The organism is Exiguobacterium sp. s132 (assembly GCF_018617235.1).
GTDB lineage: Bacteria > Bacillota > Bacilli > Exiguobacteriales > Exiguobacteriaceae > Exiguobacterium > Exiguobacterium profundum.
In genome coordinates, this window is record NZ_JACSJU010000001.1 from 1,624,026 (window position 1) to 1,638,704 (window position 14,679).

The 14,679-nt window shown below is 50.3% G+C and carries 11 protein-coding genes and 1 other annotated feature; of the genes, 5 read left to right on the plus strand and 6 right to left on the minus strand.

Features of this window, described 5'->3' with window-relative positions:
- Positions 1-83: 83 nt before the first annotated feature.
- The 4 genes from KNO78_RS08240 to KNO78_RS08255 all read right to left on the minus strand — a co-directional run bounded on the left by KNO78_RS08240 (position 84) and on the right by KNO78_RS08255 (position 8,173).
- Positions 84-2,726 carry a hypothetical protein gene (locus KNO78_RS08240; RefSeq protein WP_214690539.1) on the minus strand — a complete coding sequence of 881 codons (2,643 nt, stop codon included), beginning with the start codon at positions 2,724-2,726 and terminating at the stop codon, positions 84-86.
- A gap of 751 nt (positions 2,727-3,477) precedes the next feature.
- Positions 3,478-6,111: a S8 family peptidase gene (locus KNO78_RS08245; protein WP_214690538.1), complete on the minus strand. Its 2,634-nt coding sequence runs from the start codon at positions 6,109-6,111 to the stop codon at positions 3,478-3,480.
- A 204-nt stretch (positions 6,112-6,315) separates the two neighbouring features.
- Positions 6,316-7,626 (minus strand): Ig-like domain-containing protein, encoded by a 1,311-nt coding sequence (locus KNO78_RS08250; RefSeq protein WP_214690537.1) that lies wholly within the window; start codon positions 7,624-7,626, stop codon positions 6,316-6,318.
- A 172-nt stretch (positions 7,627-7,798) separates the two neighbouring features.
- On the minus strand, positions 7,799-8,173 hold the full coding sequence (locus KNO78_RS08255) for a nuclear transport factor 2 family protein (protein WP_143180225.1): 375 nt from the start codon (positions 8,171-8,173) through the stop codon (positions 7,799-7,801).
- A gap of 169 nt (positions 8,174-8,342) precedes the next feature.
- Here KNO78_RS08255 and KNO78_RS08260 point away from each other — a divergent pair, with 169 nt between their 5' ends.
- From KNO78_RS08260 to KNO78_RS08270, 3 genes are read left to right on the plus strand one after another with little or no spacing between them, the layout of a single operon-like run.
- Positions 8,343-10,568 (plus strand): C40 family peptidase, encoded by a 2,226-nt coding sequence (locus KNO78_RS08260; RefSeq protein WP_251125259.1) that lies wholly within the window; start codon positions 8,343-8,345, stop codon positions 10,566-10,568.
- A 12-nt stretch (positions 10,569-10,580) separates the two neighbouring features.
- A complete protein-coding gene (locus tag KNO78_RS08265; RefSeq protein ID WP_214690535.1) occupies positions 10,581-10,865 on the plus strand; it encodes a hypothetical protein in 285 nt (94 codons plus the stop codon).
- Positions 10,866-10,900: 35 nt separating this feature from the next.
- Positions 10,901-11,167: a hypothetical protein gene (locus KNO78_RS08270; protein ID WP_074035999.1), complete on the plus strand. Its 267-nt coding sequence runs from the start codon at positions 10,901-10,903 to the stop codon at positions 11,165-11,167.
- Positions 11,168-11,216: 49 nt separating this feature from the next.
- Positions 11,217-11,448 (plus strand) — a binding site (T-box leader).
- On the opposite strand, the gene KNO78_RS08275 is transcribed toward KNO78_RS08270, so the two are convergent.
- Positions 11,445-12,023: a DUF3885 domain-containing protein gene (locus KNO78_RS08275; protein ID WP_214690534.1), complete on the minus strand. Its 579-nt coding sequence runs from the start codon at positions 12,021-12,023 to the stop codon at positions 11,445-11,447. Its footprint overlaps the feature before it by 4 nt.
- Positions 12,024-12,067: 44 nt before the next feature.
- Between KNO78_RS08275 and trpE the strand changes: the two genes are divergently transcribed.
- Together trpE and KNO78_RS08285 are read left to right on the plus strand one after the other, a co-directional pair.
- The gene (gene trpE, locus KNO78_RS08280) at positions 12,068-13,399 is read left to right on the plus strand and encodes an anthranilate synthase component I (protein WP_214690533.1); all 1,332 of its coding nucleotides are present in this window, start codon (positions 12,068-12,070) and stop codon (positions 13,397-13,399) included.
- Complete coding sequence (locus tag KNO78_RS08285; protein ID WP_214690532.1) at positions 13,396-13,971, plus strand: anthranilate synthase component II; 576 nt, start codon at positions 13,396-13,398, stop codon at positions 13,969-13,971. Before trpE ends, KNO78_RS08285 begins: the two co-directional genes overlap by 4 nt.
- Positions 13,972-13,974: 3 nt before the next feature.
- Here KNO78_RS08285 and KNO78_RS08290 read toward each other — a convergent pair whose 3' ends face one another.
- Complete coding sequence (locus KNO78_RS08290; RefSeq protein ID WP_214690531.1) at positions 13,975-14,670, minus strand: ferredoxin--NADP reductase; 696 nt, start codon at positions 14,668-14,670, stop codon at positions 13,975-13,977.
- Positions 14,671-14,679 lie beyond the last annotated feature (9 nt).

Sequence of the window (14,679 nt, forward strand, 5' to 3'; positions counted from 1 at the left end):
TACTTTAAAAATACATAAAAGTGGCCAATCGCTATTCAAACGATTGGCCACTTTCGATTAAAGCATTTTTAAATTACATCAACTTACTTAGCAAGTGTAATTACTGTGCCTTTAGTCAATGGGTTTAAGTTAGAGTCTGTACCGTCAGTAGTATCAAGTACTTTAACAGTAATTGTGCTTCCAGAAAGTTGAGCTGGAGTGATACCAGTAGCAAGAACCAAACGAAGTTTAGAATCGTTAGCAGTCGCTCCAGTTCCTACTGAAGCAAGAGTGCTCTTAACTCCATCGATATAAACTTCAAAATCGTTTCCTACACCAGCACCAACTAATTGTGCATCTACCACTGCTTCAGTAAATGTTACGTCAATGTTCGTTCCATCGACTACAATACCAGAGCTTAATACTGGTTTAACGTTCTCAACGAAAGGTTCAGTGCTGCTGAATGAATCAATTGCAACTCCGTTTTCACCTTTAACAGCAGTAGTGATTTGGAATGAACGATCTCCACTTAAAGTTACTCCAGATTCTTTAAGAGTAAGTTTAACTAAAGTCTTATCGCCAACAAATACTGCTGAGTCGAATAAACGTTGACCATCAACCATGTAGTTATCAGCATTTACAGCTGAAGAATCCATGTTTTTAGAGTACTTAACATAAACAACGTTACGTGCTACAGTACCTTGATTAACAGCAGCAGCATTTTCACCTGGAAGATATACGTTGTTGACAGCCGGTTTCGCTGTGTCAGCTGAAGCTGCCAAAGTGAACTCGATCACTTGGTTTTCAGTTCTAGCAGTAGTGCCATCTGAAATACCAGCAGCAGGAATTGTTAATTTGTATTTACCAGCTTCATTGCCAGTAACTTTAATTTTCAATGTGTTACCGACTAATGAAATGTCAGTACTTTCATCTAATGCATCAGTTCCAAATGCTTTTAGAACGTTTTCTGGAGTCGTGTAAGTTCCAGTAATATCTACACCTTGAATAGCAGCTAAGTTAGGTGTTTCGTTAAATGTCAATTGAACGTAAGTATCCGTTGCATCTTTAACGACTTCAGTTTTCTCTAACACAGGCGCACTTGGTGCAAATGCCACAGCTTTAGTAAGTGTGTCACCAGTGTTATTTGAAAGGTCTTTGTAACCAGCGATTGAAACTGATTGAACACCTTGAGTAGTGAGTCCTGCTTTCGTTACTGTCAACGTGTTAGTTTCAGCATCGAATGTTTGAGTCTCACCAGTAACAGCAACTCCGTTGATTGAGATATTTGCGTAAACACCTGCAGTAATCTGTTTCAACTTCTCGCTAAATTTGACTTTCAAAGTAGTTGTGTCTACTGAAGAAACTGATTCAATCACTGGCTTAACTTGTTCACTGATTGAAGATTTAACAAATACTTCAATAGGTGCAGGAATCAAGTTTGAAGACTGATCTTTAGCTCCTACAACTACAACTTTGTACTCTTTGTCTGTTGTAAGACCAGAGATTGATACTTTAGATGAATTTGCAGCATGAGTTACTGTCAAAGAAGAAGTAACATCTGTAGATCCATCATAAACTGCAACTGTACCTTTAGTGCTTAAGTCTTCAGAGAAGTTAAGAACCGCAGTACCTGCTTCAGGGTAAGTAACGCCTGTGAATGTAGGCTTAACTGTATCGCTGAAGTTGATAGTTTTAGTGAATTTCTCAGTTTTTTTGTTAACGTCTGCTTTTGTTGATACTTCGTTAACAATTGCAACAAATGTAGAGTCAGCAGAGATTGCGTTGTTCAATGTAAGCACTACAGTCTTACCATCTGCTTGTAATTCCGGAGTCCAAGTTGTACCGGCCGTCAAACCAACAAAGTTATAAGAGCCAGTTGCTTCGGCCGAAGTTTCGTTCATTTCTTTGTTGAACTCAACAACAACTTTCTTAGCGTTAATCGCCTTAACTTCTTTAACCATTGGCGCTTCAACAACAAAGTTCATAACGTCAGTCTTCACTTCGCCTGAACGGAGGATGAATGAGTGGTTACCTGCAGGAAGTTTACCAGACTTAACTGAAAGTTTGCCGTCTTTAACTTCTGCTTGAACAGCTGGAAGAGCTGCGTTCATGTCGCGGTTAGCGTACACAACGAGTTCAACTTTTTCGCCGTCTTTGAGGTTTTTCACGTCAGCAGTTACTGAGAGAACGTCGTCCATAACTTCGCTCTTCACTTCAGAAAGTTCTACTTTCGAAGCAACTACTTTGTATTTAACTGTTTTTGTTACTACGCCGAATGCTTTGTTAGAGTAAGTGAATGTTCCTTCGAACTCTCCAGCTTTCTCAGTTGAGAATCCTTTGTAAGTAACAACTTTGTTGTATTTCACGCCGTCTGCGAAGAGAACTGGCTGAATACGAAGACCTGATGCAGGAACGCCTTCTTCGAGGACGATTTCTTCAGGTTGGATATCTTGTGCGTGGTTCAAGACGCGAAGTTTTTTCTCAACGCGGATGCCTTGGCCTTTTACAAAACCTTTAGCAGTTTGGAACACGCCAAGTTTGTTCATGTCGACTGACGATTTGTACCAGTAGATCTCGCTACCTTTGTACTCTTTGTCAAGTGCCGCGTCGAGGTCCCCGCCGCGTACGTAGTCCGATGAAAGTTGGACTGTTGTTGATGCTGCGTCTGCTGTGATTGCAGGCGCTACTGCTGATGCTGCTACTGCGAACGCTGCCGCTGCAGTAACGAATTGTTTCTTCTTAGCCATCTGATGTAAATCCTCCCTTAGGTAGATAGGTTTTTCTACCGTCCTCGCCCAACCGATCTCGTTCGGAGTCATGTATCCATAACAATGAATAAAGTACTAATGATTATGTAACCGACTCTTCTTTAGACCGGACGTTCTCCCCCGGTAGAAGTCTTTGCAAGAATCATCTTGAACAATTTACCAAGACTGTTCTTGGAAAACCTTACATCCATAATATACATAACACTTCCAAGCGACACAAGCGTTTTTTTTCGCAAAAATGGTAACGTTTTTGAATTTTGGAGATTTTAGTTTAATTCATTTTTGGATTTACCTTTTTTGGAAATGTCGAAACACGTCGATTTTTGTTGATTTCATGCGTTTTTCGCGGAAATAATAGTTGAAAACCATTTTTATACCATCAATTACCTTTAGTATTTAATTTACAGTGGAGATTCTCAAAGTCCAATGTTTACCTTAGTTATTTCCAACTCATAAAATCATTGACCTGTTTAACAAAACCAAAGTTATCCAAAAGTAACGGGTATGTTCCATTTTAGGCATCTGCGCCTCTCGTTTCAACCTTCTCTCGTGCCGTGAGGACTTTCGACCCATCCGATTACAGACGAATCGCATCATCATGACGGCCTTTTCTCTGCGAGAACCACTTTTCCATCATTCGAACCTTGTCAGGTCACCTCGTCCGTTGCATTCACTCCATACAAAAAGACGGATATGCCCATCGGCATACCCGTCTCCCGTTGTAACTAGCTTATTTGACGATCGCACGTGTCATTTGTCCGGCACGGCCGTTCAAATCTTCCACGTGGACGTAGATCGATTCTCCTTTACGGAGAGCCCGCGTCTTGACGCTGTACGTGCCGTCCGGACGGATCATCGCCGTCCCGAACAATTGACGCTGCGCATTGCGAACGACAACCGTCATACCCGGTGTCGCTTTACCAGACACCGCTCTCGCGCCAGCACGGAGCGTTGTGACCGCTGGACTAGCCGGACGTTTGCCCGCCGCCACGATCAACCGTTCCGTCGACTGATACTTGCCGTTCGTGTAAACGACGCGTAAGACTGTACCTGCAGGTTGTGGTTTCATCTTGAACGATGCGACCGCTTGCTTCGCCGTCCCGCGTCCGACGACTTGATCGCCATTATATACGGAGACGACCGTGCCAGACTTCACGTTCACTTTGAAGTTTGCTGCATTTTCCGCCACGACCGCACGGTTCGCGTTCAAACGGAGCATCGACTCGGCACGGTGAAGGTTTACCTTACCGTAACCGCCTAACACGTCGTAATACGCCACTGGTAACGTGAACTCGACACTCATGTCTTCAAATGCCCATTCGTCTTCCTCGTCCACCGGTACTTCCGGCACATCTCCGCCTGAGAAGGCGACCGGGTCAGCCGTCCGTTGCAAGAGCGTACGGATCGACTCGACCGAGAGGGTCGGGTGTTGTGATTTCAAGAGGGCCACGACGCCAGCGACGTGCGGAGTCGCCATGCTCGTGCCGTCCAAATAAACGACATTCCCATCTGGGACAAGGCTCGCGATTTTCGAACCTGGTGCCACGACATCGACGCCGTATCCGAAGTTCGAGTAATCTGCGACGATTCCGAGGGAGTTCGTCGCTCCGACCGAGATAGTATACTTCGAAGAGGCCGGATAAGATACTGCCGGTTCACTTTCGTTCCCCGTCGCCGCAACGACGACGACACCGCGGTCATAGGCATACTTCAACATGTAACCGATCGTACGACTTTCGCCGCCACCGAGACTCATGTTGATGACTTTTGCTCCAGCGTCGACCGCATATTTGATTCCGAGTGCGATTTGATCCGTATCACCCGTCCCGTCTGCTCCGAGCACTTTGACTGGGAGGATCGATACGTTCGGTACCATCCCGCGCATCGAGACACCGTTGTCTCGTACTGCCCCGATGACACCTGCCACGTGCGTCCCGTGACCGTTCTCATCGCGAGAGCTTCCATCCCCGTTCGGGTTTGTGAAGTCTTTTCCGTTCGCGACATCGACTTTTCCTTTAAAGTCGAGCAGACGATCATCCACGCCTGTGTCGAGTACGGCTACTTTGATTGAACGACCTGGAAGGCGGAGTGCCTCATAGCCTTCTAATCCGACACCCGCATACTTCATCGGTTGGAGGACTGATTTTTCATTGATTGCCCATTGATACTCATAGCTCGAATCTGTCGAAAACGCTTTGTACGTCTGCACCGGTTCGATGAACTCGACGTTCGAATCGGCGTTCAACGTCGCTTTCGCTTTTGCTTGCATTTTCGTGCTTGCCGACTCGACGTCAACGAGCGCGAAATAGTCTCCCGGACGACCGATCGAGATACGCTCTGCCGATACATCCGTCATCGCGTTCATCTTGCCGATCGATGTCGATGGTTGTGATTTGTATTTGACGATATAACGCGGTGTGTCCACCGTTTGAAGCTCCATTCCAATCTGTGCGAACACGTCTTCCACCGTTGAACCGGCGAGGCGTGTCATATCAACCGATGAAGCCAAGTCATTGACATCCGACTTGATCCCGCTCGGTACGCTTGATTTGACCAAGGCGTGCATGCGGTTGATTGCAGTCGCTTCATTTTTCGTGATGGTGTGACTTTCTTTGTTGACGAGTGACGTGATGAGCGGACGTAACGTCTGAAGGTCCGTCAACGCCTCTTGGCGTTTCTGTTTGTCGAATGCCAACTTGCGGACGATGTACGGGGACGACTTGTAGTAAAGTGCCTCCAATTGACGTCCTTCTTTCGATCCACCAAGGATCTCTTCTTGCAGGCGACGAATCAACTCGAGCAACCCGCCATCTTCTGGCATTGGGAGCAACGATTCGACCGGACACATCGTTCCGTTTCCGTCTTCATACTTCACTGGGAGTTTCACTGATTTATAACCAAGTGAGACATCTGCTGCCGTCGGTGGAATCACCGCGCCCTCTTCATCGATTGTCTCGAGTGGCATGTATTCCACTTTGATGTAATATGGACCTTCCCATGCGTATGGGAATTGGATTTTTGCGACTGACGTCTCTGCGTCCGGAGAAGCGCTCGCCCGGTAGCGATCGAACGTCTCATCGGCCGCTGCCGTCTCAGCGCTCGGATAGACCGAGATGTTCGTCACAGCAGATGCTTCCATCGCAATCTCCATATGTGTCATGGCTGAAGCTTCTCGCTCCATCTTGAACCAATACGTGTTCACCGGATCTGTCCCTGTCGTGAAGTCGACAGTCTGTCCTGGTGTAAGTAATGTGGCCCCGCTCACATCGGCCGCGCCAGCTGCCATCGTCCGCATTGGGACGAGCGACACGACGAGCGCAATGACCGATACAAATGCAACGAGGCGTTGCAAAGCTTGTTTCATACCTTTTCCCTCTTTTCTTAAATAGTGAAGCATTTGGCTCCACGTTGTTCTACGTTATTTATCGGTTTATGTTTCAAAAATGTAACAAAAAGATTTCGAAAATATTTCTTCCTAGGTGGCAGATGGCAGTCGCCACTTCATTTATATAGAAGAGAATCGAATCCGTGCATATAAAAGACCGGTGTCTCCACCGGTCCTAAAGAATTAGTATCCTGCGTATTGGAGGGATTGGATGAATGCGCGTTTCTCCGCACCCGATAGGTTGAACTCGAGGTCGTAGTCCGTTCCTTGGACCATGACCGTGATCCGGTTTTCCGGACGGACGTACTTGTCGACAAAGCTGATGAGTTTCGCATTAGGTTCGAACAAGTATGACTCTTCGACCGAGCCGTCGTCGAACTCGTCATAATAAACATCAAATTCGTCGATGTTTTGCGAATAGGTCGCACGACCGACACGGAGCGTCAACTTCTCAAATCCAGCGACCGAGCCATCCTCCGTGTAACTGCTGAGAAGGAACCCGAGGCCCGACTTCGATGGATGTCCGAAGAAGAGTGGAACGAACGTGTCCGCGTATTTCGTCGTCGAATCTGCATAGAAGACTTCTTTATGAACCGTCAACTTCATGCCTTCCATGTAGACACGGTGGAAGTTGTTGTAGAGCGCGTGCTGTACTGTGATTGTCTTCGATTGGCTGACGTTTCCAGCGCCGTCACGGATGACGAGTGACATCTTCTGCCCCATCGCTTGACGTGGGATCTTCACGATGAACTTCCCAGTCGACATGACCGGTGCCGTGTATGACTTTGTGCCAATCTTGACGATGGCCGTCGCATACGGTTCGGCTTTTCCGAAGACACCGTATGATGCTGCCGTCACGGACTGTGTCAATGTCGCTGTTCTCGGTGCGACGCGGTCTGTGTAGACGCTACGTTTCGAGACGTCGCTCGTCGCGCCTTTCGTCGAGATCGTCTTCGCCGAGAGCCATGAGTGGGCCGGTTGCGGTGCGATGCCACGACGGTAGAGCCCGTTCGCATCGAACTTCCCTTTATACGTGCTGCTGCCGATCGAGAGCTCGACATATTGTCCCGGCTCCCCGACGACGCGCACTTCACGTGACGTCTCCGTCAACGGTTTGATGACTGGTGCGTCTGGACGTGCGTTCGGGTCTTCGGCGACGATGGCACGCGTCGTGTCACTCACGTTGCCGCTCGCGTCGACGAGACGGACGTCGATGACCTTGCCGACCGACTGTGGTGACATCTTGAAGACGGCCTCGCCACCTTCGAGGATTGTACGGACGTATGTCTTGCCGTTGATCAAGATCTCCGCTTTCGCAGCCACTTCACCAGTGATCGTGAGTGTTGTCGACGTGTGGAGTGGTGCCGATAATACCGGTGCGTCAGGAGCAGTCACGTCTTCCGTCGTCTCTGCGTTGACGATTGTCGAAGGCGCGATACCTCCGAATGCGAGTGTGGTAGCTAGGAAAAGTGCTGCATATTTCGGTTGTTTCATAATAAGTAGGGTCCCCCTCAAGAATAATGACAATCGTTTACAAAATTATTATAATCTGTCCTTTTTCAAAAGGGTACATAATTTTTCTAAAATAGGCATATATTTTTCAAATTCACATTTCCTTCATTTTATAAAAAAGACACTCCATCGATTCGGAGTGTCTGAACGCTTATCATCCTTCGTTTATCATCGTCGCTTGTCCGCCTTGCCATAACCAGACGCCATCTTCTTTCACATAAAGATGAAGCATCCAGAAGCGACCTTCGTACGCGTTCGTGCCGAGAATGAACTTCTCCTCGAGCAAGAGTTGGACGACGGCGAGGTCACCGCGTACCGTCTCATCGAACGTGACCGTGTCCTGTGCGATCCATTGAATCGCTGTCGGGTCGACGAACTGGTCTAAGAACGTCTCTTTATCGAACTGACGCCCGCTCGAATCGACATATCGGAACGAGTCGTGCATGAGCGCCCGCATCGCGTCGAGATCGCCGGCTACCTGATGGGCCGATCGGTCGTCAGAAAGTTGTTTCATGTTGAGTGTCTCCATAGTTGTCCCTTCCTTTCCCCGTCCATCATAGCACAGATGGTCGCAAACGAACGAGTGGAATGCTGAGCACGGATTCCTTCAATCATTTCCCTTTTATCGAAATAAGCAACCTTTTTCATCTCCACTATGTATATACTAAAAACTGTAAATTTCATGAATCGAGGTGGAAATGTTGAAACGAATCTTCAGTTTGCTCTTTCTCTTTACCTTCTATTGGACACTCACCGCTCAAGCGGTCGGGTCTGAGGCCATGCTTCGTGCCGGCACGACCCTCTATGCCGATCCAGAAGAAACGGTCGTCCTCCTGGTCACAGACCAAGCGGAGCGTGTGGATGTCCATGAGGTGACCGAGACCCATACGTCCGTCACCGTCGCTTCACAAAAAGGATTCGTCCGAAACGACGCCTTATCATACGCTGTCACCCGTTACGTCCATACGGAGACGGATGCACGCGATGCTGCCGGAAATGTAGTGGCAACACTCGCCATCGGGACAGCGGTCGACGTCTTCGATATCGAAGGCGACCTTCTCCTCACGACGGACGGGACATATATCGCCCGTGACGCCCTCGGAGAGACGGTCCCGGCGGCAGTGACCCGCTACGCAAAAGAGGGAGCGACTATCTCGTCTTCACCAGATGGTGGAACCATGACTCCGCTTGAAGCCGGTCAAACCTTGAACGGCTTCCTCATCGACGGACAGATGCGTGTCGATCTAAATGGAACTGTCGGATACATCCCGCTCTCGATGACAAATCGAATCCCGTTCAAGACGGACTCGCAATTCGTCTTGACGACATCCTCTTATATGAATGAGGACGGAGAGATCGTCGGGACGATTGTCCGGGGCAAACGAGTAAGTGTATATGGCACAAATGGCTCGATGGCCCGCCTTTATCAAAATGGCATGTACGTGTATATGAAGCGAGACGCACTCGCTGCCAAGATGCCCCGCTACGCTAAAACGGGGAGCCGTTATGCTCAAAAAGAGACATCGATTTATTTAGACACAGACAAGAAGCAAGTCGTCGGTTCACTCAAACGGAGTCAACTCGTCAGCATCTATGGGACAGACGGTCTGTTCACCCGTGTCTATTACAACGGACAATATGTCTTCGTCGAATCCGCATCGCTTGGGACGACGGAGCCACCTTATCTTAAAACCGGACAACGGTACATCACGAAAAACACACCGGTCTATGCTCGGACGATGAAATCATCCAAGACGACCTTGTCCCTGAAGCGGGGTCAGCTCGTCTACATCTATGGCACCCGTGGAAGCTATACCCGCATCTTCACGAAAGGGAACTATTACTTCGTCCCGACGAGCGTGACGAGTACGAAAAAACCACCTCGCTTCGAAGCGACAGGGAAACGATACAGCCGTTATAACGAGGTCGAAGTATACGCCTCGACCTCAATCGCGAAACAAGTCGGTTCATTGAAACGAGGTCAGCTCATCGAGACATATGGGACGAGCGGTTACTACACGCGCATCCGATTAAACGGAGCCTATCGCTATGTCGCGACTGGCTACCTCGCTGTCTCGAAACCGACCGCGAAGCCGAAGGTAGGAACGGTCTTCTATACACAGTTCAACGGGACACCTTACTTCTCGGCTGACGTCGCGTACGGTCGTCCGGCCGGCACTCTGCCCCGTGGGACGAAACTCGTCGGGCTCCGCTCGATTGATGCCGACTTCTGGCACGTCCGTCTTCCGTCCGGGAAACGCGTGTACGTGTTGAACCCATATATCGCCGAGACGAAACCGAAGGCGATTCAACCGGCGAGCGTCTATACGGCCGCCCACTATGGGACGACGAAGAAGACGCCGTTCTACGCCAACCCGAACGACACCCGTCCGATCGGGTATCTCGATGCCGGTCGTCGCATCTACCCTCGTGGGAAGAGTGGCGACTCCTATCTCATCCAATACGACTGGCGTCCGGTCTACGTCAAGACGAAAGACATTCGCATCAAACGAGATGCATTGTTGAAGAAACGGGACAACTCACAAAAAGAACGCATGATTGCCGTCGCGGTGAAACATCTCGGGACACCGTACACGTGGGGCTCACAGTCTCCGCTGAACGGCGGTTTTGACTGTTCCGGTCTCATCCACTACGCAACGAATCAAGCCGGTAAAATCGGTGGTCGCACAAACGTGTCAGGTTACTGGCATAGCGGCCATTTCAAGAACAAACGGACGGGTATCACGAGTGGCCGTCGCGGGGACATCGTCTTCTTCGCCGGCACGTACAAATCCGGTCCATCGCACATCGGCATCATGCTCGATGATGAGTTCTTCATCCATGCCGGGGGCGAGATGCTTCAAATCAACTCGATCCATGAACCGATGTGGCGCCCGTATTTCCTAGGCTACAAATCGTTATAAGGAGGATGCTCCATGTTTCAATATATCGACCCGTTCTTATGGCAACTCGTCATCGTCCCATTTCTCACCATCGGCGGTGGTGTCGTGGTCGCCATGATCATGAAACGGGTCTGGGTCGGCCCTGTGGTGACGTTCTTGTTGAACGCCATCATCGAATTGACGTACTTTGCCGTCTATTATGACCACAGTCCGTTCGATGTCAGCCATCTCAGTTCGTGGAATGTCATCTTCCCGCTGATTTCGCTCTTGTTCTCGTTCATCTTCGTCGGATTGTTGAAAACAAAAAAATCTGCCTGATGTGTCGTGATTAATCGTTATAAGGAGGACTCTCCATGTTTCACTATATCGATCCGTTCCTATGGCAACTCGTGATCGTTCCAACGTTTACGATCGGACTAGGGGTCGCCATCGCATTGCACTTGAAGCGCTTGTCTATCGCTCCCTTGATCACGCTCTTCGCCTACTTGGGCATGGAGTGGTTCATGTATCGGGGCACCCTCTTCTTCTTTACGAAGTGGTGGCTCCTTCCCCTTTTGGCATTGGGAATCACGTTCACGTTCATCGGGAAACGTCAGGTGGGGCACGCTTCGGTCAAATGATGCTTGACAATGCATCTTTATCCCGTTAAAGTAACGATAACATTCATACGAACTCGCGATGAGAAAGAAGAGTAGCGCGAAGGGACGTCTTCAGAAAGCCGGTGGTCGATGCGAACCGGTGTCGTGCCTTGCGTGAATGGGCTTTTGAGCGTTCAGACCGACATGTAGGCTCTGACGGGTCCTCCCGTTATCGGGGACAGCGAATGATGGTTCGCGATGAGTGGGAAGACAAGGCGTCTTTCAACGAAGGTGGCAACACGGGGAATCTCCTCGTCCTTCATGTCCGATTGGGCATGCGGGACGAGGAGATTTTTTGTTTGAGCGATTGGAGGTGGGCTGGTGACGTACCACGGATATACGCACCTCGGTCATCGTATACGAACAAGACGTGACCCTCTCGTTCGTGGATGAACTGAACGAACGGATACGTTGTGAACTCTCCGTTCAAACGAGGCTTTGATTTTGTATAAAAATCTTGATAACAAATCGCCTCGAGGAGTGGTCGCACACGGATTTCGGACTTGTCTGCTACCGGCACGGTGAACATCCATAACGGTTCGTCATCGAATGTGCACGATGTGGCGGCCGTCTTGAAGCGCACCGATTTGTCCCGGATATAACGGAACAAGAGGGTCGGTTTGACGGGCTGTCCATATACATGCCAAACGATCCGGATGGGGTCGCCCTCTTCGAACAACGCATCAAACAATTGCTGGGCATGACGAACGACTGCCTCAAAATATTCAAGATTCAGTTCATAGGATTTGATATCAACGTAAGGTGACAGCGTGTCCTCGAGTTCGATGTGCTCGGTCAACGCTTCACCTGAAAATTGGTCAGGTCGTAAGACTGACATCGGCATATCCCCTTTCTATTACCCATTATAAGGAGGTTCTTTCAATGCAACAACGGATCATCAATGGTGACGAACTCACACCGGTGGCAATCTTCCACCGACTACAAGGTGGACGAAAAGTATTACTCGAAAGTCGCGCGGAAGGCAAACACGGCCGCTACTCCATCATCGCGGCGAACCCGGTCGAGACGATCCGAGTCGATGGGAATGACGTGACAGATGCAACAGGGACAATCTATGCAGACGACCCGCTCCATGCCTTATCCGAACGCATCACACGTGAAGACTTCACTGCACCTTACCCGTTCATCGGCGGTGCCGTCGGCTATATCGGTTATGACTTGCTTCGGGTGTATGAACCGATCCCGAACACGCCGACCGTAACGCGTGATTTGCCGGACGCCCTCTTCCAACGCTATGAGACGGTCGTCTTATACGACCACCTCGAGGAACAGGTCATCCTGATCGATACGAGCGAGTCGGATGCGACGATGCGACTCGAGTCCATCCGGGAACAGCTCGAGACACCGGAGACGCACGCCCTCGAACGGGTCGTCCGGACGAGCGAGCGCATCTTGACGCCGAAGGACGAATTTATCGACCGTGTGCTCCAGGCAAAAGAGGCGATCCTTGCGGGCGAGGTGTTCCAACTCGTCTTGTCACAACGAATCGACGCAACGTTCACCGGGGACCCGTTCCACTTTTACCGGACGCTGCGGAAACAAAATCCGAGTCCTTACTTGTTCTACATCGACCTCGGGGAAGCGATCGTCCTCGGTGCTTCTCCTGAAAGTCTCGTCCGGGTCGAGAACGGCAAAGTGACGACGAACCCGATCGCCGGGACACGCCCACGTGGGAAGACCGTCGAGGAAGACATACGTCACGCGGAGTCACTCCTTCAAGACGAGAAAGAACTCGCCGAGCATCGGATGCTCCTCGACCTCGGACGAAACGATATCGGGCGGGTCGCGAAAGTCGGTACGGTCACCATCCCGAAACACATCGAGCTCGAACGATTCAAAAACGTGATGCATCTCGTCTCGGAAGTCGAAGGTGATTTACGTGACGATGTGACCCCGATCGACGCCCTCCGTGCCTGTCTTCCGGCCGGTACCGTGTCCGGAGCTCCAAAAATTCGGGCGATGCAGTTGATTGACGAGCTTGAGACGGTGAAACGAGAAGTCTACGCCGGGGCGGTCGGCTATCTCGACGTCCGGGGCGGATTCGACTTCGCCCTTGCCATCCGGACGATGGTCGTCCAAGGTGACACGGCCCATGTCCAAGCAGGCGCCGGCATCGTCTATGACTCAGACCCGGTATCGGAATATGAAGAAACGCTGCATAAAGCCAAATCCCTTTTGGAGGTGTTCGCATGATTCTCCTCATCGACAACTACGATTCGTTCACGTATAACGTCTATCAGGACGTCGCCCGCTTCAGTGACGTCTGCGTCATCCGGAACGATGAACATAGTATAGAAGAAATCCGTCGCATGAACCCGAACGGCATCATCCTCTCCCCCGGTCCCGGTGGTCCCAAAGACGCTGGTGTGTCGCTCGCGGTCGTTCGAGAACTTTCCGGCTATATTCCGATTCTCGGGGTCTGTCTCGGCCATCAGGCCATCGCCGAGGCGTTCGGTGGAGTCGTCGGACGGGCGAACGAGGTGATGCATGGGAAAGTCTCACGGATCAATACGGTGCCAAGCGTCCTCTTCGAAGGGTTATCGATGGACGTCATGCGCTATCACTCGCTCGTCGTACAAAAGACCGAACTGACGGTCACGGCCGAGACGACAGACGGTGTCATCATGGCACTCGAACACCCGACCCATCCGACGTACGGTGTCCAGTTCCATCCCGAGTCGATCGGGACCCCGGACGGACGTGGCATCTTCGAACGATTCGTCAAGTTGTGCACGAAAAAACCGGGGCACGTGTCCCCGGTTTGAGTATCAACCTAAAAAGTCTTCTCGTTGAAAATCATGCTTGTCGATCTTGATGTTGTCACATGCCACCCCGTTCGACCGAAGCACCTGAATCGTTTCACGCAACAGCTCATCACTGCCAACGATATAGAACAAGGCGTCCTTGTCGGATGCCATCATCTCCACGCGTTCGTAGTAATCTTTCCGACTCGGCACGAACTCTGACGTGAAGTGCTCGTTCGATTCGAAGACGTCACCGAACAAATACGCCTTCGACGAATCGACGTTCAACGAATGGAGATGCGGGACACCTTCCCCGTTCGCCAAGTACTCGAGGACGACCGGACGGAATGTCGCGAGTCCGACACCCGCCGATAAGAGGTAGACGTTCTTCCCACTCCGTTCGAGCGGGACGTTCGAATGTGTCTTGAACAAGGCGACCTTGTCCCCCGGTACCATGTCACGAAGGATCGATTTGAACGTTGAGCATTTGGACTTGATGCGGGTCGTGATCCCGATCGCTCCTTCGTGCGGCAATGTGGAAATCGACATATGGCGGACGAGACTTCGGTCCGGCTTGTCCCCAGCGTTGAACCCTTCGAGCGCGAGATGCGTATGCGCCCCTTCCTGCCACGTGAACTCAGGTGGCAAGGCGAGATGGAACGTGTATGTATCCGGTGCCTCGTTTACGACTTTAGTGATCGGTGTCCAGTCAATTTTCATGTGAATTCT

Bases quoted from the DNA above. Each gene is read 5' to 3' on its own strand.
- KNO78_RS08290 (WP_214690531.1), bottom strand. From the start codon at position 14,670: ATGAAAATTGACTGGACACCGATCACTAAAGTCGTAAACGAGGCACCG.
- KNO78_RS08275 (WP_214690534.1), bottom strand. From the start codon at position 12,023: ATGTCAGTCTTACGACCTGACCAATTTTCAGGTGAAGCGTTGACCGAG.
- KNO78_RS08255 (WP_143180225.1), bottom strand. From the start codon at position 8,173: ATGGAGACACTCAACATGAAACAACTTTCTGACGACCGATCGGCCCAT.
- KNO78_RS08285 (WP_214690532.1), top strand. From the start codon at position 13,396: ATGATTCTCCTCATCGACAACTACGATTCGTTCACGTATAACGTCTAT.
- KNO78_RS08250 (WP_214690537.1), bottom strand. From the start codon at position 7,626: ATGAAACAACCGAAATATGCAGCACTTTTCCTAGCTACCACACTCGCA.
- KNO78_RS08240 (WP_214690539.1), bottom strand. From the start codon at position 2,726: ATGGCTAAGAAGAAACAATTCGTTACTGCAGCGGCAGCGTTCGCAGTA.
- KNO78_RS08270 (WP_074035999.1), top strand. From the start codon at position 10,901: ATGTTTCACTATATCGATCCGTTCCTATGGCAACTCGTGATCGTTCCA.
- KNO78_RS08265 (WP_214690535.1), top strand. From the start codon at position 10,581: ATGTTTCAATATATCGACCCGTTCTTATGGCAACTCGTCATCGTCCCA.
- trpE (WP_214690533.1), top strand. From the start codon at position 12,068: ATGCAACAACGGATCATCAATGGTGACGAACTCACACCGGTGGCAATC.
- KNO78_RS08260 (WP_251125259.1), top strand. From the start codon at position 8,343: ATGTTGAAACGAATCTTCAGTTTGCTCTTTCTCTTTACCTTCTATTGG.
- KNO78_RS08245 (WP_214690538.1), bottom strand. From the start codon at position 6,111: ATGAAACAAGCTTTGCAACGCCTCGTTGCATTTGTATCGGTCATTGCG.